Source organism: Bradyrhizobium sediminis (assembly GCF_018736085.1).
Lineage (GTDB): Bacteria > Pseudomonadota > Alphaproteobacteria > Rhizobiales > Xanthobacteraceae > Bradyrhizobium > Bradyrhizobium sediminis.
Window position 1 is genome coordinate 2,492,275 of sequence record NZ_CP076134.1, and the last position, 18,698, is coordinate 2,510,972.

The following is an 18,698-nucleotide window of genomic DNA, read 5'->3' on the forward strand; positions in this document are numbered from 1 at the left end:
GATGGAATTGAAAGTCACAACGCTTGAAGGCAAGGCGGCTGGTTCGGTTCAGCTGTCGGACGAGATCTTCGGTCTCGAGCCGCGCAAGGACATCATCCAGCGCTGTGTGCAGTGGCAGCTCAACAAGCGGCAGGCCGGCACCCACAAGGCCCAGGGCCGCGCCGACGTCTGGCGCACCGGCAAGAAGATGTACAAGCAGAAGGGCACCGGCGGTGCCCGTCACGGCTCGGCCCGCGTGCCGCAGTTCCGCGGCGGCGGTCGTGCCTTCGGTCCGGTGGTTCGTTCCCACGCCACCGACCTGCCGAAGAAGGTTCGCGCGCTCGCGCTCAAGCATGCGCTGTCGGCCAAGGCCAAGGACGGCGGCCTGATCGTGATCGAATCGGCGACGCTGGAGGCCGCCAAGACCAAGGCGCTGATCGGGCATTTCTCGGGTCTCGGCCTGACCAATGCGCTGATCATCGACGGCGCCCAGGTTCATGACGGATTCGCCATCGCCGCCCGCAACATTCCGAACATCGACGTGCTGCCGGTCCAGGGCATCAACGTCTATGACATTCTGCGTCGTCAAAAGCTGGTGCTGACCAAGGCGGCGCTCGATGCGTTGGAGGCGCGCTTCAAATGAAGAATATCGATCCGCGCCACTACGACATCATCGTCTCGCCGGTCGTGACCGAAAAGGCGACCATGGCGTCCGAGCACAACAAGGTGGTGTTCAAGGTCGCGGCCAAGGCGACCAAGCCGCAAATCAAGGAAGCCGTCGAGAAGCTGTTCGACGTCAAGGTCAAGAGCGTGAACACGCTGGTGCGCAAGGGCAAGACCAAGGTCTTCCGCGGCACCTTCGGTTCGCAGTCGGACGTGAAGCGCGCGATCGTGACCCTCGAAGAGGGCCACCGCATCGACGTCACCACCGGGCTATAAGGCGATACGACGATGGCATTGAAAAAATTCAACCCCACGACGCCGGGCCAGCGCCAGCTGGTGATGGTCGATCGTTCGGCGCTCTACAAGGGCAAGCCGGTCAAGGCTCTGACCGAGGGCAAGCAGTCCTCGGGCGGCCGCAACAACACCGGCCGCATGGTCGTGCGTTTCCGCGGCGGCGGCCACAAGCAGTCCTATCGCATCGTCGACTTCAAGCGCACCAAGGTCGACATGCCGGCGACGGTCGAGCGGTTGGAATACGATCCGAACCGCACCGCCTTCATCGCGCTCTTGAAGTACACCGACGGCACCCAGTCCTACATCCTGGCCCCGCAGCGCCTGGCAGTCGGCGACACCGTGATCGCCGGCAATTATGTCGACGTGAAGCCGGGCAATGTCATGCCGCTCGGCAACATGCCGATCGGCACCATCGTCCACAATGTCGAACTGAAGATCGGCAAGGGCGGCCAGATCGCCCGTTCGGCCGGCACCTATGCGCAGCTCGTCGGCCGCGACCATGATTACGTGATCGTCCGCCTCAATTCGGGCGAACAGCGCCTGGTTCACGGCCGCTGCACCGGCACCATCGGCGCAGTGTCGAATCCGGACCACATGAACATCTCGATCGGCAAGGCCGGTCGCAACCGCTGGCTCGGACGCAAGCCGCACAACCGCGGTGTCTCCATGAACCCGGTCGACCATCCGCATGGCGGCGGTGAAGGCCGCACCTCGGGCGGCCGTCACCCGGTGACCCCGTGGGGCAAGCCGACCAAGGGCAAGAAGACCCGCACCAACAAGTCGACCAACAGATTCATTCTCATCAGCCGCCACAAGCGGAAGAAGTAAGGAACGCCGGACATGGTTCGTTCAGTCTGGAAAGGCCCGTTCGTCGAAGGCTCTCTGCTCAAGAAAGCAGATGCCGCTCGCGCGTCCGGCCGTCATGACGTGATCAAGATCTGGAGCCGCCGCTCGACCATCCTGCCGCAGTTCGTCGGCCTGGTGTTCGGCGTCTACAACGGCCAGAAGCATGTGCCGGTATCGGTCAACGAGGAAATGGTGGGCCACAAGTTCGGCGAGTTCTCGCCGACCCGGACCTTCCACGGCCATTCTGGCGACAAGAAAGCCAAGAAGGCTTGAGGATTGAGCGATGAGCAAACCTAAGCGCGAACGGAGCCTCCCGGATAACGAGGCCAAGGCAATCGCCCGAATGCTGCGGGTGAGCCCGCAGAAGCTCAACCTGGTCGCGCAATTGATCCGCGGCCGGAAGGCTTCGGCTGCGCTCGCCGACCTGCAGTTCTCGCGCAAGCGGATCGCGGTCGACGTCAAGAAGTGCCTGGAATCGGCGATCGCCAACGCCGAGAACAACCACGATCTCGAAGTCGACGATCTGATCGTCGCCGAGGCGCATGTCGGCAACGGCATCGTGATGAAGCGTTTCGCACCGCGCGGCCGTGGCCGCTCGGGCCGTATATTCAAACCGTTCTCGCAGCTGACGATCGTCGTTCGTCAGGTCGAGGCCGAGGCTAGCGCCTAAAAGCGCAGGAGACAACGATGGGTCAAAAAATCAATCCAATCGGACTTCGTCTCGGCATCAACCGGACGTGGGATTCCCGTTGGTTCGCCGGCAAGAACGAATACGGCAAGCTGCTGCACGAGGATGTGAAAATCCGCGAGATCCTGCACAAGGAGCTCAAGCAGGCGGCGGTCGCCAGGATCGTGATCGAGCGTCCGCACAAGAAGTGCCGCGTGACGATTCACTCGGCGCGTCCCGGCGTCGTGATCGGCAAGAAGGGCGCCGACATCGACAAGCTGCGCAAGCGGGTTGCCGACATCACCGCCTCCGACGTCGTCATCAACATCGTCGAAATCCGCAAGCCGGAGCTCGACGCCACGCTGGTGGCCGAATCGATTGCGCAGCAGCTCGAGCGCCGCGTCGCGTTCCGCCGCGCCATGAAGCGCGCAGTGCAGTCGGCGATGCGTCTCGGGGCCGAGGGCATTCGTATCAACTGCTCGGGCCGTCTCGGCGGCGCCGAAATCGCGCGCATGGAATGGTATCGTGAGGGCCGCGTGCCGCTGCACACGCTGCGCGCCGACATCGATTACGGGGTGGCGACCGCGTTCACCACGTTCGGCACCTGCGGCGTCAAGGTCTGGATCTTCAAGGGCGAAATCCTCGAGCACGATCCGATGGCCCAGGACAAGAAGATGGCCGAAGGCGACACTTCGCGGCCGCGTCGCGACGCTGCCTGAGCGAAACAGAGAAGGTTTGAGGGCGTAAGCCATGATGCAACCAAAGAAAACGAAGTTCCGGAAGGCGCATAAGGGCCGTATCCACGGCGTTGCGACTTCGGGCGCGACGTTGTCGTTCGGTCAGTTCGGCCTGAAGGCGATGGCGCCCGAGCGCCTCACCGCCCGCCAGATCGAAGCCGCGCGCCGCGCGCTGACCCGTCACATGAAGCGCGCCGGCCGCGTCTGGATCCGCATCTTCCCGGACCTGCCGGTGTCGAAGAAGCCTGCCGAAGTCCGCATGGGCTCCGGCAAGGGTACCCCGGAATTGTGGGTGGCGCGGGTCAAGCCCGGCCGCGTGATTTTCGAGATCGACGGCGTGAACGTGCAGACCGCCAAGGAAGCGCTGTCGCTTGCCGCCGCCAAGTTGCCGATCAAGACGCGCTTCGTCGCGCGCATTGCGGAGTAAGGACGCTGGCCATGGCCGAGATGAAAACCGCCGATATCCGCGCAATGAGCGCCGATCAGATGGACGACGCCGTCCTCAATCTGAAGAAGGAGCGCTTCAACCTGCGCTTCCAGCGCGCCACCGGGCAGCTGGAGAACACCTCGCGGCTGCGTGAAGCCCGCCGCGACATCGCCCGCATCAAGACCATCGCCGCGCAGAAGCGCGACGCGAAGAAGTAAGGGGCCGACATGCCGAAACGTACACTTCAGGGCGTGGTCGTCAGCGACAAGCAAGCCAAGACGGTTGTGGTGCGCGTCGATCGCCGCTTCACCCACCCGATCTACAAGAAGACGATCCGCCGCTCGAAAAACTATCACGCGCACGACGAGAACAACGAGTTCAAGCCTGGCGACTTGGTGTGGATCGAGGAGAGCAAGCCGATCTCGAAGTTGAAGCGCTGGACCGTGGTCCGGGGCGAACAGAAGAAAACGGCCTGAGGTCAACGGCTTAGCCGAAAGACTTCAGGAAAATTTTAAGCGCTTATAAGCGCATCAGAAAGAGGACGAGGTGCATCAATGATTCAGATGCAGACCAACCTCGACGTGGCCGATAATTCAGGCGCACGCCGTGTCATGTGCATCAAGGTGCTTGGGGGCTCCAAGCGCCGCTATGCCACCGTGGGCGACGTTATTGTCGTGTCGATCAAGGAAGCGATTCCGCGCGGCAAGGTGAAGAAGGGCGACGTCATGAAGGCCGTGGTGGTGCGGGTCCGCAAGGACATTCGCCGCGCCGACGGCTCGGTCATCCGCTTCGACCGCAACGCCGCCGTGCTGATCAACAATCAGTCGGAGCCGGTCGGCACCCGTATCTTCGGGCCCGTGCCGCGCGAACTGCGTGCCAAGAACCACATGAAGATCATTTCGCTTGCGCCGGAGGTGCTGTGATGGCTGCCAAGATCCGGAAGGGTGACAAGGTCATCGTGCTGACCGGCCGCGACAAGGGTCGTACCGGCGAGGTGTTCGAGGTGCGTCCTGACGCCAACAAGGCGCTGGTCCGCGGGATCAACCTCGTGAAGCGTCACCAGAAGCAGACCCAGGCGCAGGAGGGCGGCATCATCTCGAAGGAGGCGCCGATCCACCTGTCCAACATCGCGATCGTCGGCAAGGACGGCAAGCCGACGCGCGTGGGCTTCAAGATTCAGGCCGATGGCAAGAAGGTACGTATTGCCAAGAGCTCGGGAGCAGAGATCGATGGCTGAGACCGCATACATCCCGCGCCTGCGCGCGGAATACGACAAGAGCATCCGCGGCAAGCTGACCGAGCAGTTCGGCTATGCCAACGTCATGCAGGTGCCGCGCCTGGACAAGGTCGTGCTCAACATGGGCGTCGGCGAGGCGGTCAATGACCGCAAGAAGGCCGAGCTAGCTGCGGCCGACCTCGCGCTGATCGCCGGCCAGAAGCCGGTCGTGACCTATTCGCGGGTCGCGATCGCGACCTTCAAGCTGCGCGAGAACCAGCCGATCGGCGCCAAGGTCACGCTGCGCAAGGCCAAGATGTATGAGTTCATCGACCGCCTGATCAACGTGGCGCTGCCGCGCGTGCGCGACTTCCGCGGCCTCAACCCGAAGAGCTTCGACGGCCGCGGCAACTATTCGCTCGGCATCAAGGAACACATCATTTTCCCCGAAATCGACTTCGACAAGATGGGGGAAACATGGGGCATGGACGTCACCGTATGCACCACGGCGAGCACCGACGACGAAGCACGTGCCTTGTTGACCGCATTCAATTTCCCGTTCCGGCAGTGAGACGCTGACAAGCCTCTCAAACGCGGAAACCCAGGAGCCAAGCATGGCAAAGAAGAGTTCGATCGAGAAGAACAACCACCGCAAGCGGATGACCAAGAACGCCGCGCCCCGCCGCGCGAAGCTCAAGGCCATTATCGCGGACAAGAGCAAGCCGATGGAAGAGCGGTTCGCGGCGACGCTGAAGCTCGCCGAGATGCCGCGCAATTCGTCTGCGACCCGCATCCGCAACCGCTGCGAAATCACCGGGCGTCCGCGCTCGAACTATCGCAAGAACAAGCTTTCCCGCATCGCGCTGCGTGAACTCGGCTCCAAGGGCCTGGTTCCCGGGCTCGTGAAGTCGAGCTGGTAAGGAGGATCGGACATGTCAACGCACGATCCCATCAGCGATCTCATCACTCGCATCCGCAACGCCCAGATGCGCGCCAAGCCCAAGGTCTCGACCCCGGGCTCGAAGATGCGCGCCAACGTGCTCGAGGTGCTGAAGACCGAGGGTTACATCCGCGGCTACGCCAGCGTCGAGCATGCCAGCGGCCGCAGCGAGCTCGAGATCGAGCTGAAGTATTTCGACGGCGAGCCGGTCATTCGCGAGATCGAGCGGGTATCGAAGCCGGGGCGGCGCGTTTACGCCTCGGTCAAGAACCTGCCGCGCGTGAACAACGGTCTCGGCATTTCCGTGTTATCGACACCGAAGGGAATCATGGCTGACCACGACGCGCGCGACGCGAATGTGGGCGGCGAAGTTCTCTTCACGGTGTTCTGAGGAAGGATCAGCCATGTCACGTGTTGGCAAGCGGCCTGTAACGATCCCGTCCGGTGTGACGGCGAACGTCGAAGGGCAGACCGTCAAGATGAAGGGGCCGAAGGGCCAGCTTCAGTTCGTCGTGCACGACGACGTCGAGGTGAAGTTCGAAAACGGCGCAGTCAAGGTCGCGCCGCGGTTCAAGACCAACCGCGCGCAGGCCCTGTACGGCACCGCGCGCGCCCAGGTCGCGAACCTGGTCGAAGGTGTCACCAAGGGCTTCGAGAAGAAGCTCGAGATCACCGGCGTCGGTTATCGCGCTGCGCTGCAGGGCAAGAACCTGCAGCTTGCGCTCGGCTACAGCCACGACGTGGTCTACGCGATCCCGGAAGGCATCGCGATCACGGTGCCGAAGCCGACCGAGATCATCGTCGCCGGCAACGATTCCCAGCGCGTCGGCCAGGTCGCCGCCGAGATTCGCAGCTATCGTCCGCCGGAGCCCTACAAGGGCAAGGGCGTGAAATATTCCGACGAATTTATCTTCCGCAAGGAAGGCAAGAAGAAGTAACGGAGCCGGCCATGTCGAGACTCAAGATCACGAACGACCGGCGCAAGAAGCGCGTGCGGCTGTCGTTGCGCCGGACCGCCAACGGCCGCCCGCGGCTGTCGGTGTTCCGTTCGTCGAAGCACATCTACGCCCAGGTCATCGACGACCTGAAGGGCGAGACGCTGGCCTCGGCGTCTTCGCTGGAGAAGGCGATGCGCGAGACCGGCAACACCGGCGCCAACATCGACGCGGCGAAGGCCGTCGGCAAGCTGCTGGCGGAACGCGCGGTGAAGAACGGCGTCACCGAAGTGGTGTTCGACCGCGGCGGTTACCTCTATCACGGCCGCGTCAAAGCGCTTGCGGATGCGGCGCGTGAAAGCGGCTTGAGCTTCTAAGGTTTGGAATTGAACGGACGAACGGACAGGGGCGGGAGCCTCTCAAGGCAAGTCTTTTAAGGATCGGAAAAACACCATGGCAGGTGAACGCGAACGCGGTGGCGGCCACAGGGGCGGCCGGGAAGAACGCGACAGCGAGTTCGTCGACAAGCTCGTCCACATCAATCGTGTGGCGAAGGTCGTCAAGGGCGGCAAGCGCTTCGGCTTTGCGGCGCTGGTCGTGATCGGCGACCAGAAGGGCCGGGTCGGATTCGGCCACGGCAAGGCGCGCGAAGTTCCCGAGGCGATCCGCAAGGCGACCGAGTCGGCCAAGCGCAACCTGACGCGCGTCGCATTGCGCGAGGGCCGCACGCTGCATCACGACATCGCCGGCCGTCACGGTGCGGGCCGGGTCTACCTGCGCGCGGCGCCGGCTGGTACCGGCATCATCGCGGGTGGTCCGATGCGTGCGGTGTTCGAAACTCTCGGCATCCAGGACGTGGTGGCGAAGTCGATCGGCTCGTCGAATCCCTACAACATGGTTCGCGCCACCTTCGACGCGCTGAAGCATCAGGATTCGCCGCGCTCGGTTGCGGCCCGCCGCAACATCAAGGTGTCCACGCTGCAGTCCCGCCGTGTCGGCGGCGACGCTGAAGCGGTCGCCGAATAACAACACGCGCGCATCACGCGCCTTTCGGAGTTAAGACGATGGCCAAGGCCGCAAAGACGATCAAGGTCGAGCAGACCGGCAGCGCGATCCGCCGCCATCACTCGCAGCGTTCGACGCTGATCGGCCTCAAGCTCAACAAGATCGGCCGGGTTGCCGAGCTGCAGGATACCCCTGAAGTTCGCGGCATGATCACCAAGGTTCAACATCTCGTCCGCATCGTCGGCGAGAAGTAAGACAGGCAAGGAGACAGGGCGATGAAGCTCAGCGATATCGCCGACAACGCCGGCTCGCGCAAGAAGCGCATGCGCGTCGGCCGTGGCATCGGTTCAGGCAAGGGCAAGACCTCGGGCCGCGGCGGCAAAGGCCAGACCGCGCGTTCGGGCGTGCGCATCAAGGGCTTCGAAGGTGGCCAGATGCCGCTGCACCGGCGCCTGCCGAAGCGCGGCTTCAACAACATCTTCCGGCTCGATTTCGCCGAGATCAACCTCGACCGGCTCCAGGAGGCGATCGACGCCAAGCTGATCGACGCCAAGGACACCATCAACGTCGAATCGCTGGTCAAGGCCAAGGTCGTGCGGCGCCCCAAAGACGGCGTGCGGCTGCTCGGCCGCGGTGAACTCAAGGCCAAGTTGAATATCGAGGTTCACGGCGCTTCGAAATCCGCCGTCGCGGCGGTCGAGAAAGCGGGCGGCACGGTGAAAATCCTGGCGCCGGCAAAGAAGGATGAAGGCGAGGCGGCGTAACATCTGCGTCATCGCCAGCGCAAGCGGGCGGTCCGGCATGCCGAGACGGTAGATTTTTCGAGGGCCGAGCACCAAATTAATGTCCGGCGCCTGCGCAATGTCCCGCCTTCGGAGGGACCACGGCGCAAGGGGCGCGGGAGAAAGCCAAACATGGTCTCAGCAGCGGAACAACTTGCGGCAAACCTGAATTTCTCGGCGCTCGGTAAAGCCGAAGAACTGAAAAAGCGCATCTGGTTCACACTGGGTGCGCTGCTTGTTTATCGGCTCGGTACCTATCTTCCGCTGCCCGGCATCGATCCCAACATCTGGGACCAGGTGTTCAAATCGCAGGCCGGCGGCATTCTCGGCATGTTCAACATGTTCGCCGGCGGCGGTATCAACCGCATGGCGATCTTCGCGCTGAACATCATGCCGTACATTTCGGCCTCGATCATCATTCAGCTTTTGACCACGGTATCGCCGCAGCTCGAGGCGCTGAAGAAGGAAGGCGAGGCCGGCCGCAAGACGCTGAACCAGTACACCCGCTATCTCACGGTGATTCTCGCCGCGTTCCAGTCCTACGGCATCGCCATCGGGCTTCAGGGCGCCGGCAATGTCGTCGCCGAACCCGGCCTGTTCTTTCTGATCTCGACCTCGGTCACTTTGACCGGCGGCACCATGTTCCTGATGTGGCTCGGCGAACAGATCACCTCGCGCGGCATCGGCAACGGCATCTCGCTGATCATTCTCGCCGGCATCGTCGCCGAGCTGCCATCGGCGCTCGCCAGCATGCTGGAGTTGGGACGCCAGGGCGCGCTGTCCACGGGCCTCATCCTGGTCGTCATCGTGATGGCGGTCGCCGTGATCGCCTTCATCGTGTTCATGGAACGCGCGCAGCGCCGGCTATTGATCCAGTATCCGAAGCGCCAGGTCGGCAACAAGATGTTCGAGGGCCAGTCCTCGCATCTGCCGCTCAAGCTAAATACCTCAGGCGTGATTCCGCCGATCTTCGCTTCCTCGCTGCTGCTGCTGCCGACCACGGTTGCCAACTTCAATGCCGGCAAGGGGCCGGAATGGTTTCAGTGGCTGAACACGCAGTTGAGCCATGGTCGTCCGCTGTTCCTGTTCCTCTATCTGGCGATGATCGTGTTCTTCGCGTTCTTCTACACCGCGATCGTATTCAACCCGACCGAGACCGCCGACAATCTCAAGAAGCATGGCGGCTTCATTCCGGGCATCCGGCCGGGCGAACGCACCGCCGAATACATCGACTATGTGCTGTCGCGCATCACGGTGCTCGGTGCCGCCTATCTCGCGATCGTCTGTTTGATTCCCGAAATTCTGATTTCCTACGCCTCGGTGCCGTTCTATTTCGGCGGCACGTCGCTGTTGATCGTGGTCAGCGTGACCATGGATACGGTGGCGCAGGTTCAGGGTTATCTGCTAGCCCACCAGTATGAGGGGCTGATCAGGAAGTCGAAGTTGCGAGGGCGCCGCCGCTGACACCCGAATTGACGCGCCGCAATACCTAGCCGGCGCTGATCGGGGTAGCGATGGTCTGGATTTGATGAGGGTGCGCGGTCAACCGCTCACCATGCCGGGGGGCGAATAAGGATGAGACTGATTCTTCTCGGGCCGCCGGGATCTGGCAAGGGGACACAGGCCCAGCGGCTGGTTGCCCGCTACGGCATCGTGCAACTCTCCACCGGCGAAATGCTGCGCGCCGCGGTGGCGGCGCAGACGCCGGTCGGCGTCAAGGCTCAGCACATCATGGCCGCCGGCGGCCTGGTGCCGGATGAGATCGTGGTCGGGATCATTTCCGACCGGCTGGATCAGCCGGATGCGGCAAAAGGCTTCATTCTCGACGGCTTTCCGCGCACTGTGCCGCAGGCTGAAGCGCTCGACGAGCTCCTGAAGAAGAAGCGCATCAAGCTCGACGCCGTGATCGAGCTGCGCGTCAACGAAAGCGCGCTGCTGCAGCGGGTCGAGACCCGGGTCGCAGAGATGCGCGCGCGCGGCGAGGACGTCCGGGCCGACGATACCCCGGAGGTGCTGACCAATCGGCTGGCGAGCTACCGTTCACAGACGGAGCCGCTGATTCACTATTACTCCGAGCGGCGCAAGCTGCTGACGGTCGACGGCATGATGACCATCGAGGCCGTCACTCTCGAGATCGACCGAATCCTGTCCGCGATCGGGGCGGTGGAGGAGGCCAAGGCCGCGAAGAAGGCGGGCGCCAAGCGGACCGCCAAACTGGCCAAGAAGGCCGGCCCCGGCATGGTCGCCAAGAAAACGGCCAAGAAAGCGGCCAAGCCGGCCGCCGGAAAAACCGCCAAAAAGGCAGCCAAGGGGACTAGGACGGCTAAAAAGACCGCCAAAAAGGCCGCCAAGGGCTCCCGCAAGGCCTCCAAGGGGGCCAAAAAGTCGGCCCGGAAGGCGCTTGCGGGTTCCCGAGCCCGCGCCGTCGGCAAGACCAGGAAAACTGCTAAAAAGGTCACGAAAAAGCGAGCTAAAGCATAGAGACGGTTGACGAAACGAAGTTGAATCCTTTAATAAGCCCGCATCCAGTCGGATAGTTTTCAGACGATGCCGGGCCCCGAGATACCCGAGGGGAAGGGCGTCGTGTTCGCGTTTGCGGACACCTGCCCGAGATAGCGAAAAACACGAGCCGTATTCCCGCGAAGGGATCGGCGACAGGAGAGAAGTCCGTGGCCCGTATTGCCGGCGTGAATATCCCGACCAACAAGCGCGTCTTGATCGCGCTCCAGTACATCCATGGCATCGGCCAGAAGAATGCCGCCGACATCATGGAGAAGGTGAAGATCCCGAATGATCGCCGCGTCAATCAGCTGAGCGATCAGGAGGTGCTGCAGATCCGTGAAGTGATCGACCGCGACTATATGGTCGAGGGCGATCTGCGTCGCGAGACCGGCATGAACATCAAGCGGCTGATGGATCTCGGCTGCTATCGCGGCCTGCGTCATCGCCGCGGCTTGCCGGTGCGCGGCCAGCGCACCCACACCAATGCGCGCACGCGCAAGGGTCCGGCCAAGTCGATCGCCGGCAAGAAGAAGTAAGAGGCGAATGGCGAATAGGGAGTAGCGAGTAGTTCTATTCGCTACTCCCTATTCGCTACTCGCATTTTTTCAGGTGTAGCCGCTGGCATTACGGCGGCGTTGAGATCGTAAGAAAGGTTCTGAAATGGGCAAGGATGCCACCCGCGTACGCCGCCGTGAGCGCAAGAACATTGCATCTGGTGTCGCGCACGTGAACTCGTCGTTCAATAACACGACCATCACCATCACCGATGCGCAGGGCAACACCATTGCCTGGTCGTCGGCCGGCACGATGGGCTTCAAAGGTTCGCGCAAGTCGACCCCTTACGCCGCACAGGTCGCGGCGGAAGACGTCTCCAAGAAGGCGCAGGAACACGGCATGCGCACGCTGGAGGTCGAGGTCGCCGGTCCGGGTTCGGGCCGCGAATCGGCGCTTCGCGCGCTGCAGGCCGCGGGCTTCACCGTCACCTCGATCCGCGACGTGACCACGATCCCGCACAATGGCTGCCGTCCGCGCAAGCGCCGGCGCGTCTGATTTTTTACGACCGCGGGCGGCACGGCCGCCCGCGATGAACTTGCGATGTACATGACGCGGACAGATCCGCGATCTCCAACGCCAGTACTTCAGATGGCATGGGTGACACAGTGACGATCCAGAAAAATTGGCAAGAACTTATCCGGCCGAACAAGCTCCACGTGACCCCGGGCACCGACTCGAACCGTTTTGCGACGCTGGTCGCCGAGCCGCTCGAGCGCGGCTTCGGTCAGACCCTCGGTAATGCGCTGCGCCGCATCCTGTTGTCCTCGCTGCAGGGCTCAGCCGTGCAGTCGGTGCACATCGACGGCGTGCTGCACGAGTTCTCCTCGATCGCGGGCGTTCGCGAGGACGTCACCGACATCGTGCTCAACATCAAGGACATCTCGATCAAGATGCAGGGCGAAGGTCCCAAGCGTATGGTCGTGAAGAAGCAGGGGCCGGGCGTGGTCACCGCCGGCGACATCCAGACCGTCGGCGACGTCGTGGTGCTCAATCCCGACCTGCAGATCTGCACGCTGGACGAGGGCGCGGAAATCCGCATGGAATTCACCGTCGCGGCCGGCAAGGGCTACGTCGCCGCCGAGCGCAACCGTCCCGAGGACGCACCGATCGGCCTGATCCCGGTCGACAGCCTGTTCTCACCCGTGCGCAAGGTCTCCTACAAGGTCGAGAACACCCGCGAGGGCCAGATCCTCGACTACGACAAGCTGACCATGACCATCGAGACCAACGGCGCGATCACGCCTGACGACGCGGTGGCCTATGCCGCACGCATCCTGCAGGATCAGCTCAACGTGTTCGTGAACTTCGAAGAGCCGCGCAAGGAAGTGGCGCAGGAGATCATTCCCGATCTCGCCTTCAACCCGGCGTTCCTCAAGAAGGTCGACGAACTCGAACTGTCGGTGCGTTCGGCGAACTGCCTGAAGAACGACAACATCGTCTACATCGGTGACCTCGTGCAGAAGTCGGAAGCGGAGATGCTCCGTACCCCGAACTTCGGCCGCAAGTCGCTGAACGAGATCAAGGAAGTGCTGGCCCAGATGGGCCTGCATCTCGGCATGGAAGTGCCGGGCTGGCCGCCGGAGAATATCGACGAGCTGGCCAAGCGCTTCGAGGATCACTATTGAGCGAATAGGGAGTGGCGAATAGCGAATAGAAAGAGAAACCATTCGCTACTTACTATTCGCTACTCGCTACCCAGGGCGAACGCAGGCGGCCCACCTGAGCAAATTGTCCGACGAGCCGTCGCGACAGAACAAGCACAAAGGAATTTAACATGCGTCACGGCAAGGTTCATCGGAAGCTCAACCGCACCGCTGAGCATCGGCGTGCAATGTTCGCCAACATGTGCGCGGCACTGATCAAGCACGAGCAGATCGTCACCACGCTGCCGAAGGCGAAGGAACTGCGTCCGATCGTCGAGAAGCTGGTCACGCTCGGCAAGAAGGGCGGTCTCGCCATGCGCCGTCAGGCGATCTCGGAGATGCGCGACCAGGATCAGGTCAAGAAGCTGTTCGACGTGCTGGCCACCCGCTACAAGGACCGCCAGGGCGGCTACACCCGCATCATCAAGGCCGGCTTCCGCTACGGCGACAACGCGGCGATGGCCGTGATCGAATTCGTCGACCGCGACGTCGATGCCAAGGGCCTCGATTCCGGCCCGGTGCAGGAGAAGTCCGCCGAAGCGGCGTAAGATCTCCTGAAGCGAAATTGAAAAAGCGGTGCCATCCGGCATCGCTTTTTTTGTTGCCTCAGTCGAAATCCTTAAAGCCCGGCTTGCCCGCGATCGGCGGCCGGCGCTGCAGCCAGGCGATGTCGGGAACGGGGCGGGCGGTTTCGGGATTGGCGGCGAGCAGCGCCTCGATCTCGCGCGCGACCGCAAGCGTGGCGAGATCGCCGCCGCGGGGGCCGATGACCTGGATGCCGAACGGCAGTCCGGCGCCGTCGCGCCCCGCGGGGATCGCGACCACGGGATGCCCCACGTTGGTGACGGCATAGGCCAGCGCTAGCCAGTGGAAATAGCTTTTCGTCTTCACGCCGTCGATCTCGGCTGGATAAAGCTCCGACCACGGCCGCGGGCTGATCGTGACCGCCGGTGCCAGCACGAAATCGTGCGCGCCGAAGAAGGCTTGCCAGCGGCGATACATGTCGGTCTGCATCGACAGCGCGCGCGCCACGTCAGCTGCGGAATAGCCGAGCCCCTCGGCGACGTTGTCGCGGATATTGGGGCCGACTTTGTCCGGGAATTTTTCCGCGAGCTCCCGGTGCCGTCCGAGGAAGGCGACGGCGCGCAGGATGCGGAACACTTCATCGGCGTTGCTGCAATCCGGGTGCGCCCATTCAACCGCGCGGAACGCCGAACCGAAGCTAGCAAGCTTCCTCCTGAACGTCTCGGCAGTCGCACGCTCGGTCGGCGCGAACCCAAAGTCAGTGGTCGCAGCGATGCGCAAGGCGGCCAGATCGATCCGCTGCGGATCGCGATAGGTCGCAGCGTCGGGCGAGCCGCCGGCATGCAGGATCGCCGACAAGGGATCGCGCCCGTCACGGTCCAGCATGCAGGACAGCATCAGACACGCATCGGACACGGTTCGCGCCATCGGCCCAAGCTGCGAGATCTGCAGCCAGGCCATGTTGCGGCTGTTGCTCGCGATCAGGCCGGGGGAGGGCCGAAAACCGACCACGCCGCAGAACGCGGCAGGGTTTCGCACCGATCCGCCGGTGTCCGAACCGGTCGCAAGCGGCACCATGCCAGTCGCGAGCGCCACCGCCGATCCGCCGGAGGAGCCGGCGGCAGAGCGGTCGGGGTCGAACGGATTGCCGGTCGCGCCATGCAGCGCGTTGCGGGTGTTGCCGCCAGCGCCCCATTCGGGGACGTTGGTCTTGCCGACCACGATCGCGCCGGAGCGCTTCAGCATCGCCACGATCGCCTCGTCCTCCTTGGCGATGTTGTCGGCGAACAGCACGCTGCCGAAGCTCGTCGGCAGTCCCCTCGCGTCGATCAGGTCCTTCACGACGAGCGGCAATCCGTGCAGGGCGCCGAGCTCGTCGCCGCGCATGACGGCGGCCTCGCTCTGCCGCGCCGTCTCGCGCGCGGTCTCGAACGAGCGCGCGATGATGGCGTTGACGGCGTGATCGACCGCCTCGATACGGGCGATGCAACTGTCCATCAGTTCGACTGGCGAAAGCTTGCGCTCGCCGATCAAGACCCGCGCGGTTGTTGCGGGCAGATCGCACGGCTCGGTCATGGCAGGCTATTCTTCCTTGATGCCGGCGGCCTGGGCCAGCGCCTTCATCTCGGCGATCTCCTTGCCGATGAAGCCCGGCCAGTCCGTATAACGCTTGAAAGCCGGTTCGAACCCGACCTTCTTGAAGCGCTCGGCGACCGCCGGGTTGGCGATGGCCTCTTCGAGTGTCGCGGCCAATCTGTCGCGGAAGGCGGCGGGCGTTCCCTTCGGCACGACGACGGTGCCCCAGGAGACGAGGTCGACCTTAGGATAGCCGAGCTCGGCCAGCGTCGGAACGTCGGGAAGGAATGCCGAGCGTTTGGCGGAGAAGATGGCGAGCGGGCGAACCGCGCCGGCTTCGGCCTGCGGCTTGACCGCGATCACGGTATCCACATGATACTCGATATGCTTGCCGATCAGGTCGTTCATCGCCGGCGCGCTGCCCTTGTAGGGTAGATGCACCATCTTGATGCCGGCACTGGATTTGAAGAGCTCGCCGGCAAAATGCGAGATGGTCGCCACCCCGAAGGAGGCCAGCGACAGCTTGTCGGGATTGGCCTTGGCGGCGGCCACCAGCGCCGGCACGTCCTTGACCGGGGTGTCGCGATGGGTCACCAGCACCATGGCGAGCGTGCCGACCTGGGCGATCGGCTCGAAGTCCCTGGCGCTGTCGAAGGGCACGGTTTCCTTCGCCGCATTCTGCAGGGTGAAGGTGGAATTCGAGCTGAAGAACAGCGTGTAGCCGTCCGGCGCCGCGTTGGCGGCTTCGCGCGCGCCGATGGTGGTGCCGCCGCCGGGGCGGTTCATGACGATCACGGGCTTGCCGAGCCGCGCCTCCAGTTCGCCGGCAATGATGCGGCCGATGACGTCGGCGGCCCCGCCGGGCGGGTAGGGCACGATCAGCTGCAACTGCTTTTCGGGGTAGCTGCCTTGCGCCACGGCGATCGAGGTGCTGGCAGTCATGCAGGCCGACACAATGGTGGCCGCCAAAAACATCCGCATCATGCCGACAAGTATCCCCATCTTCCGTGTTGACCGATGATTCGCGCCGGGGTTACAGCGACAGCCGTCACCGTACGCGATCCATGAAGACATGGTCACTTGAATCGACTTCCCGATCAAGAGGCTGCCCTTCCCGCGCCGCGACGGCAAAGCTATGGTGGCGCGCGTCAGAATTTGTGGAGGTGAACAATGTTTAAGCTACGGCACGCGATCTCTGCTGCTTTTTTGATCCTTTTCATGCACTGGCCACATTCGGCTGTGCTGGCCGATCAGCCCTTTCAGCGCTTCCTGCCACTTCTGGTTGATCTCGCGGGCTGGCAGGGCAAAAAGCCAGAGGGCATGTCGATGCAAATGTCGGATGCCAGCATGACCACCGCGACCCGCGACTACGAGCGCGGCCCGGCGCAGGTTCATGCCTCTGTCGTAGTCGGGCAGGCGGCTGAAGGCGCGCTGGCGCCGATCCAAACAGGGGTGAACTTGCAGACCACCGAAGGTCACATGATCACGGCCACCATACGCGGCATGCCTGTCTTGAAGACCTTCAACACCAAGGACAAGTCGGGCGCGCTGATGGTGGCGCTCAGCAAAGACGCCATGTTCAGCATTGCCTATGAGGGCGTCACCGAAGACGAAGCAGTGCAGCTCGCCGAGAAATTTAACTGGAATGCGCTGCAAACGGCGGCTCAGATGAAGAAATAGAGTTCGGCGCAAGGGCTGACGGTCCACCAATTGAGGTACGCCGCTGGATGGTGGGCACGGCGCATACGCGCCTTTGCCCACCTTTTGTGGTCGAACGCCTACCACCCCTCCAGCACGATCTTGCCGCGTGACTTGCCCGATTCCAGCAGCGCGTGCGCGCGCTTCAGATTCGCGGCGTTGATGGTGCCGAACGTCTGGTCCAGCGTGGTGCGCAGCACGCCCTTGTCGATGAGGTCGGCGACGTCGTTCAGCAGGTTGTGCTGGGCGATCATGTCAGGGGTCTGGAACGAGGAGCGCGTGAACATCGATTCCCAGTGGATCGAGATCGCCTTGCCCTTGAAGGCGCTGACGGTGAATTCCGGGGGATCGTCGATCAGGCCGAACTTGCCCTGCGGCGCCATGAAATCCGCGATCGCCTTGTAGTGCTGGTCGGTGAAGGTGAGGCTGGCGACGAGGCCGACCGGCGGCACTTTGAGTTTTTCAATCTGCTCCTTCATCGGCCCGGCGTGATCGATCACCGCATGGGCGCCGAGGTCGAGGCACCATTGTTGCGATTCGGGCCGGGTCGCGGTGGCCACGACGGTCAGGCCGGTGAGGCGGCGGGCGAGCTGGATCAGGATCGAGCCGACACCGCCGGCGCCGCCGGTGATCAAGAGCGTGCGCGGATCGAGGCTCTTGCCGGGCACGGCGTCGAGGCGGTCGAACAGCAATTCCCACGCCGTGATCGAGGTCAAGGGGAGGGCGGCGGCTTGCGCGAACGACAGCGTCTTTGGCTTCCGGCCGACGATGCGCTCGTCGACCAGGTGGAATTCCGAATTGGTGCCCTGGCGCTGGATCGATCCGGCGTAGAACACTTCGTCACCCGGCTTGAACAGCGTGACGTCGGGACCTGTGGCGTCCACGATCCCGGCGGCGTCATAGCCCAAAATCTTGGTTTCGCCCGCCGGGGGTGCTGCGCGCTTGCGCACCTTGTAATCCACCGGATTGGCCGAAATCGCCTTCACGGCGACCCGGATGTCGCGGCCCTTTGGCTCGGGCTTGGCGGTCTCGAAATCGATCAATGAACTGGGGTCTTCGATGGGCAGCGACTTCTGGTATCCGACGGCTTTCATGCCTGTTGTCTCCGGTCTTGAAGGCTCTCTCGATTTGACGCGTTTTCTTCACGCGAACCGGTTCCCACTTCGCTTGAAAACGCTCCGGGACCTCATTGTCGGTCTGGCGCAATTTTGGCAAGTACTGTAAATACGGGCATATAGTCCCTGTTTGGATACTATTGGAAAAATCCCATGAAACGGCGGAATTTTGCCCACCGGCCTGGCTGCGCGGTCGAAGCGACGCTCGATCTGATCGACGGCAAATGGAAGGGCGTCATCCTTTATCACCTGCAGGGCGGCACCCAGCGCTTCGGCGAGTTGCGGCGGCGGATGCCCGGCATTACCCAGCGCATGCTGACCAAGCAGCTACGGGCGCTCGAGGACGACGGTCTGGTGGTCCGCACGGTCTATGCCGAGGTGCCGCCGCGGGTGGAATACCGGCTCTCGGAGATCGGCGAGAGCCTGCGTCCGGTCATCGACACCTTGAAGGCGTGGGGCGAAGGCCACCAGGAAAGGCTGTCCTGCGCGCCGGCTTCGGACGCCGCCGAAGTCCCTGATCGCGCCGCATAAGGCGGCCATTTGTCGGTCCGTTCCCTTCTCTCGCACTTGCCCCGCGGCTATATCTGGGGCGAC

The 18,698-nt window shown here is 63.1% G+C and carries 30 protein-coding genes; 27 read left to right on the forward strand and 3 right to left on the reverse strand.

The window, feature by feature from the left end; translation table 11 throughout:
• The first annotated feature begins 1 nt into the window (after position 1).
• The 25 genes from rplD to rplQ all read left to right on the forward strand — a co-directional run bounded on the left by rplD (position 2) and on the right by rplQ (position 13,739).
• Complete coding sequence (gene rplD / locus KMZ29_RS11915; protein WP_215612318.1) at positions 2–622, forward strand: 50S ribosomal protein L4; 621 nt, start codon at positions 2–4, stop codon at positions 620–622.
• Positions 619–918, forward strand: coding sequence for a 50S ribosomal protein L23 (locus tag KMZ29_RS11920; RefSeq protein WP_215612317.1), 300 nt, complete (start codon positions 619–621; stop codon positions 916–918). Before rplD ends, KMZ29_RS11920 begins: the two co-directional genes overlap by 4 nt.
• 12 nt (positions 919–930) lie before the next feature.
• Complete coding sequence (gene rplB / locus KMZ29_RS11925) at positions 931–1,764, forward strand: 50S ribosomal protein L2 (RefSeq protein WP_215623837.1); 834 nt, start codon at positions 931–933, stop codon at positions 1,762–1,764.
• Between the two features lie 12 nt (positions 1,765–1,776).
• Positions 1,777–2,055, forward strand: coding sequence for a 30S ribosomal protein S19 (gene rpsS, locus KMZ29_RS11930; protein WP_027536815.1), 279 nt, complete (start codon positions 1,777–1,779; stop codon positions 2,053–2,055).
• 10 nt (positions 2,056–2,065) lie between these two features.
• Positions 2,066–2,452, forward strand: a complete 387-nt coding sequence (gene rplV, locus KMZ29_RS11935) for a 50S ribosomal protein L22 (protein WP_215606213.1) — start codon at positions 2,066–2,068, stop codon at positions 2,450–2,452.
• A 17-nt stretch (positions 2,453–2,469) separates the two neighbouring features.
• Positions 2,470–3,168, forward strand: coding sequence for a 30S ribosomal protein S3 (gene rpsC, locus KMZ29_RS11940; protein ID WP_215606214.1), 699 nt, complete (start codon positions 2,470–2,472; stop codon positions 3,166–3,168).
• Between the two features lie 31 nt (positions 3,169–3,199).
• Positions 3,200–3,613 carry a 50S ribosomal protein L16 gene (rplP, locus tag KMZ29_RS11945; protein ID WP_074276043.1) on the forward strand — a complete coding sequence of 138 codons (414 nt, stop codon included), beginning with the start codon at positions 3,200–3,202 and terminating at the stop codon, positions 3,611–3,613.
• An 11-nt stretch (positions 3,614–3,624) separates the two neighbouring features.
• Positions 3,625–3,831, forward strand: coding sequence for a 50S ribosomal protein L29 (gene rpmC, locus KMZ29_RS11950; protein WP_215606215.1), 207 nt, complete (start codon positions 3,625–3,627; stop codon positions 3,829–3,831).
• A 9-nt stretch (positions 3,832–3,840) separates the two neighbouring features.
• Complete coding sequence (rpsQ, locus tag KMZ29_RS11955; protein ID WP_215623838.1) at positions 3,841–4,089, forward strand: 30S ribosomal protein S17; 249 nt, start codon at positions 3,841–3,843, stop codon at positions 4,087–4,089.
• 78 nt (positions 4,090–4,167) lie between these two features.
• A complete protein-coding gene (gene rplN, locus KMZ29_RS11960; protein WP_011473865.1) occupies positions 4,168–4,536 on the forward strand; it encodes a 50S ribosomal protein L14 in 369 nt (122 codons plus the stop codon).
• Entirely contained in the window at positions 4,536–4,850 is a 315-nt protein-coding gene (gene rplX / locus KMZ29_RS11965) for a 50S ribosomal protein L24 (RefSeq protein ID WP_215623839.1), read from the forward strand. The genes rplN and rplX overlap by 1 nt, the downstream gene beginning before the upstream one ends.
• Entirely contained in the window at positions 4,843–5,400 is a 558-nt protein-coding gene (gene rplE / locus KMZ29_RS11970; protein WP_215623840.1) for a 50S ribosomal protein L5, read from the forward strand. Before rplX ends, rplE begins: the two co-directional genes overlap by 8 nt.
• A gap of 43 nt (positions 5,401–5,443) precedes the next feature.
• Positions 5,444–5,749 carry a 30S ribosomal protein S14 gene (gene rpsN, locus KMZ29_RS11975; protein WP_215623841.1) on the forward strand — a complete coding sequence of 102 codons (306 nt, stop codon included), beginning with the start codon at positions 5,444–5,446 and terminating at the stop codon, positions 5,747–5,749.
• 12 nt (positions 5,750–5,761) lie between these two features.
• Positions 5,762–6,160, forward strand: coding sequence for a 30S ribosomal protein S8 (gene rpsH, locus KMZ29_RS11980; protein ID WP_215606219.1), 399 nt, complete (start codon positions 5,762–5,764; stop codon positions 6,158–6,160).
• 13 nt (positions 6,161–6,173) lie between these two features.
• Positions 6,174–6,707, forward strand: a complete 534-nt coding sequence (gene rplF, locus KMZ29_RS11985) for a 50S ribosomal protein L6 (RefSeq protein WP_215606220.1) — start codon at positions 6,174–6,176, stop codon at positions 6,705–6,707.
• A gap of 11 nt (positions 6,708–6,718) precedes the next feature.
• Positions 6,719–7,081 carry a 50S ribosomal protein L18 gene (rplR, locus tag KMZ29_RS11990; RefSeq protein ID WP_215606221.1) on the forward strand — a complete coding sequence of 121 codons (363 nt, stop codon included), beginning with the start codon at positions 6,719–6,721 and terminating at the stop codon, positions 7,079–7,081.
• A 76-nt stretch (positions 7,082–7,157) separates the two neighbouring features.
• Complete coding sequence (gene rpsE, locus KMZ29_RS11995; RefSeq protein ID WP_029584548.1) at positions 7,158–7,730, forward strand: 30S ribosomal protein S5; 573 nt, start codon at positions 7,158–7,160, stop codon at positions 7,728–7,730.
• A 38-nt stretch (positions 7,731–7,768) separates the two neighbouring features.
• The gene (gene rpmD, locus KMZ29_RS12000; RefSeq protein WP_215612311.1) at positions 7,769–7,963 is read left to right on the forward strand and encodes a 50S ribosomal protein L30; all 195 of its coding nucleotides are present in this window, start codon (positions 7,769–7,771) and stop codon (positions 7,961–7,963) included.
• A gap of 21 nt (positions 7,964–7,984) precedes the next feature.
• Positions 7,985–8,473: a 50S ribosomal protein L15 gene (gene rplO, locus KMZ29_RS12005; RefSeq protein ID WP_215623842.1), complete on the forward strand. Its 489-nt coding sequence runs from the start codon at positions 7,985–7,987 to the stop codon at positions 8,471–8,473.
• 150 nt (positions 8,474–8,623) lie between these two features.
• The gene (secY, locus tag KMZ29_RS12010; RefSeq protein WP_215606224.1) at positions 8,624–9,955 is read left to right on the forward strand and encodes a preprotein translocase subunit SecY; all 1,332 of its coding nucleotides are present in this window, start codon (positions 8,624–8,626) and stop codon (positions 9,953–9,955) included.
• A gap of 111 nt (positions 9,956–10,066) precedes the next feature.
• On the forward strand, positions 10,067–10,972 hold the full coding sequence (locus KMZ29_RS12015) for an adenylate kinase (RefSeq protein ID WP_215623843.1): 906 nt from the start codon (positions 10,067–10,069) through the stop codon (positions 10,970–10,972).
• 188 nt (positions 10,973–11,160) lie between these two features.
• The gene (gene rpsM, locus KMZ29_RS12020) at positions 11,161–11,529 is read left to right on the forward strand and encodes a 30S ribosomal protein S13 (protein WP_215606226.1); all 369 of its coding nucleotides are present in this window, start codon (positions 11,161–11,163) and stop codon (positions 11,527–11,529) included.
• A gap of 124 nt (positions 11,530–11,653) precedes the next feature.
• Complete coding sequence (rpsK, locus tag KMZ29_RS12025; RefSeq protein WP_072823637.1) at positions 11,654–12,043, forward strand: 30S ribosomal protein S11; 390 nt, start codon at positions 11,654–11,656, stop codon at positions 12,041–12,043.
• 98 nt (positions 12,044–12,141) lie between these two features.
• Entirely contained in the window at positions 12,142–13,173 is a 1,032-nt protein-coding gene (locus tag KMZ29_RS12030; RefSeq protein WP_215623844.1) for a DNA-directed RNA polymerase subunit alpha, read from the forward strand.
• Positions 13,174–13,322: 149 nt separating this feature from the next.
• A complete protein-coding gene (gene rplQ, locus KMZ29_RS12035) occupies positions 13,323–13,739 on the forward strand; it encodes a 50S ribosomal protein L17 (protein ID WP_215623845.1) in 417 nt (138 codons plus the stop codon).
• A gap of 58 nt (positions 13,740–13,797) precedes the next feature.
• On the opposite strand, the gene KMZ29_RS12040 is transcribed toward rplQ, so the two are convergent.
• The gene (locus tag KMZ29_RS12040) at positions 13,798–15,291 is read right to left on the reverse strand and encodes an amidase (RefSeq protein WP_215623846.1); all 1,494 of its coding nucleotides are present in this window, start codon (positions 15,289–15,291) and stop codon (positions 13,798–13,800) included.
• A gap of 6 nt (positions 15,292–15,297) precedes the next feature.
• Positions 15,298–16,275: a Bug family tripartite tricarboxylate transporter substrate binding protein gene (locus KMZ29_RS12045; RefSeq protein WP_249779902.1), complete on the reverse strand. Its 978-nt coding sequence runs from the start codon at positions 16,273–16,275 to the stop codon at positions 15,298–15,300.
• Positions 16,276–16,461: 186 nt separating this feature from the next.
• Here KMZ29_RS12045 and KMZ29_RS12050 point away from each other — a divergent pair, with 186 nt between their 5' ends.
• On the forward strand, positions 16,462–16,971 hold the full coding sequence (locus KMZ29_RS12050; protein WP_249779903.1) for a hypothetical protein: 510 nt from the start codon (positions 16,462–16,464) through the stop codon (positions 16,969–16,971).
• Between the two features lie 98 nt (positions 16,972–17,069).
• Here KMZ29_RS12050 and KMZ29_RS12055 read toward each other — a convergent pair whose 3' ends face one another.
• Positions 17,070–18,083 carry a zinc-binding alcohol dehydrogenase family protein gene (locus tag KMZ29_RS12055; RefSeq protein ID WP_215623847.1) on the reverse strand — a complete coding sequence of 338 codons (1,014 nt, stop codon included), beginning with the start codon at positions 18,081–18,083 and terminating at the stop codon, positions 17,070–17,072.
• Positions 18,084–18,257: 174 nt separating this feature from the next.
• On the opposite strand from KMZ29_RS12055, the gene KMZ29_RS12060 reads away from it, so the two are divergent.
• Entirely contained in the window at positions 18,258–18,635 is a 378-nt protein-coding gene (locus KMZ29_RS12060; protein WP_215623848.1) for a winged helix-turn-helix transcriptional regulator, read from the forward strand.
• Positions 18,636–18,698 lie beyond the last annotated feature (63 nt).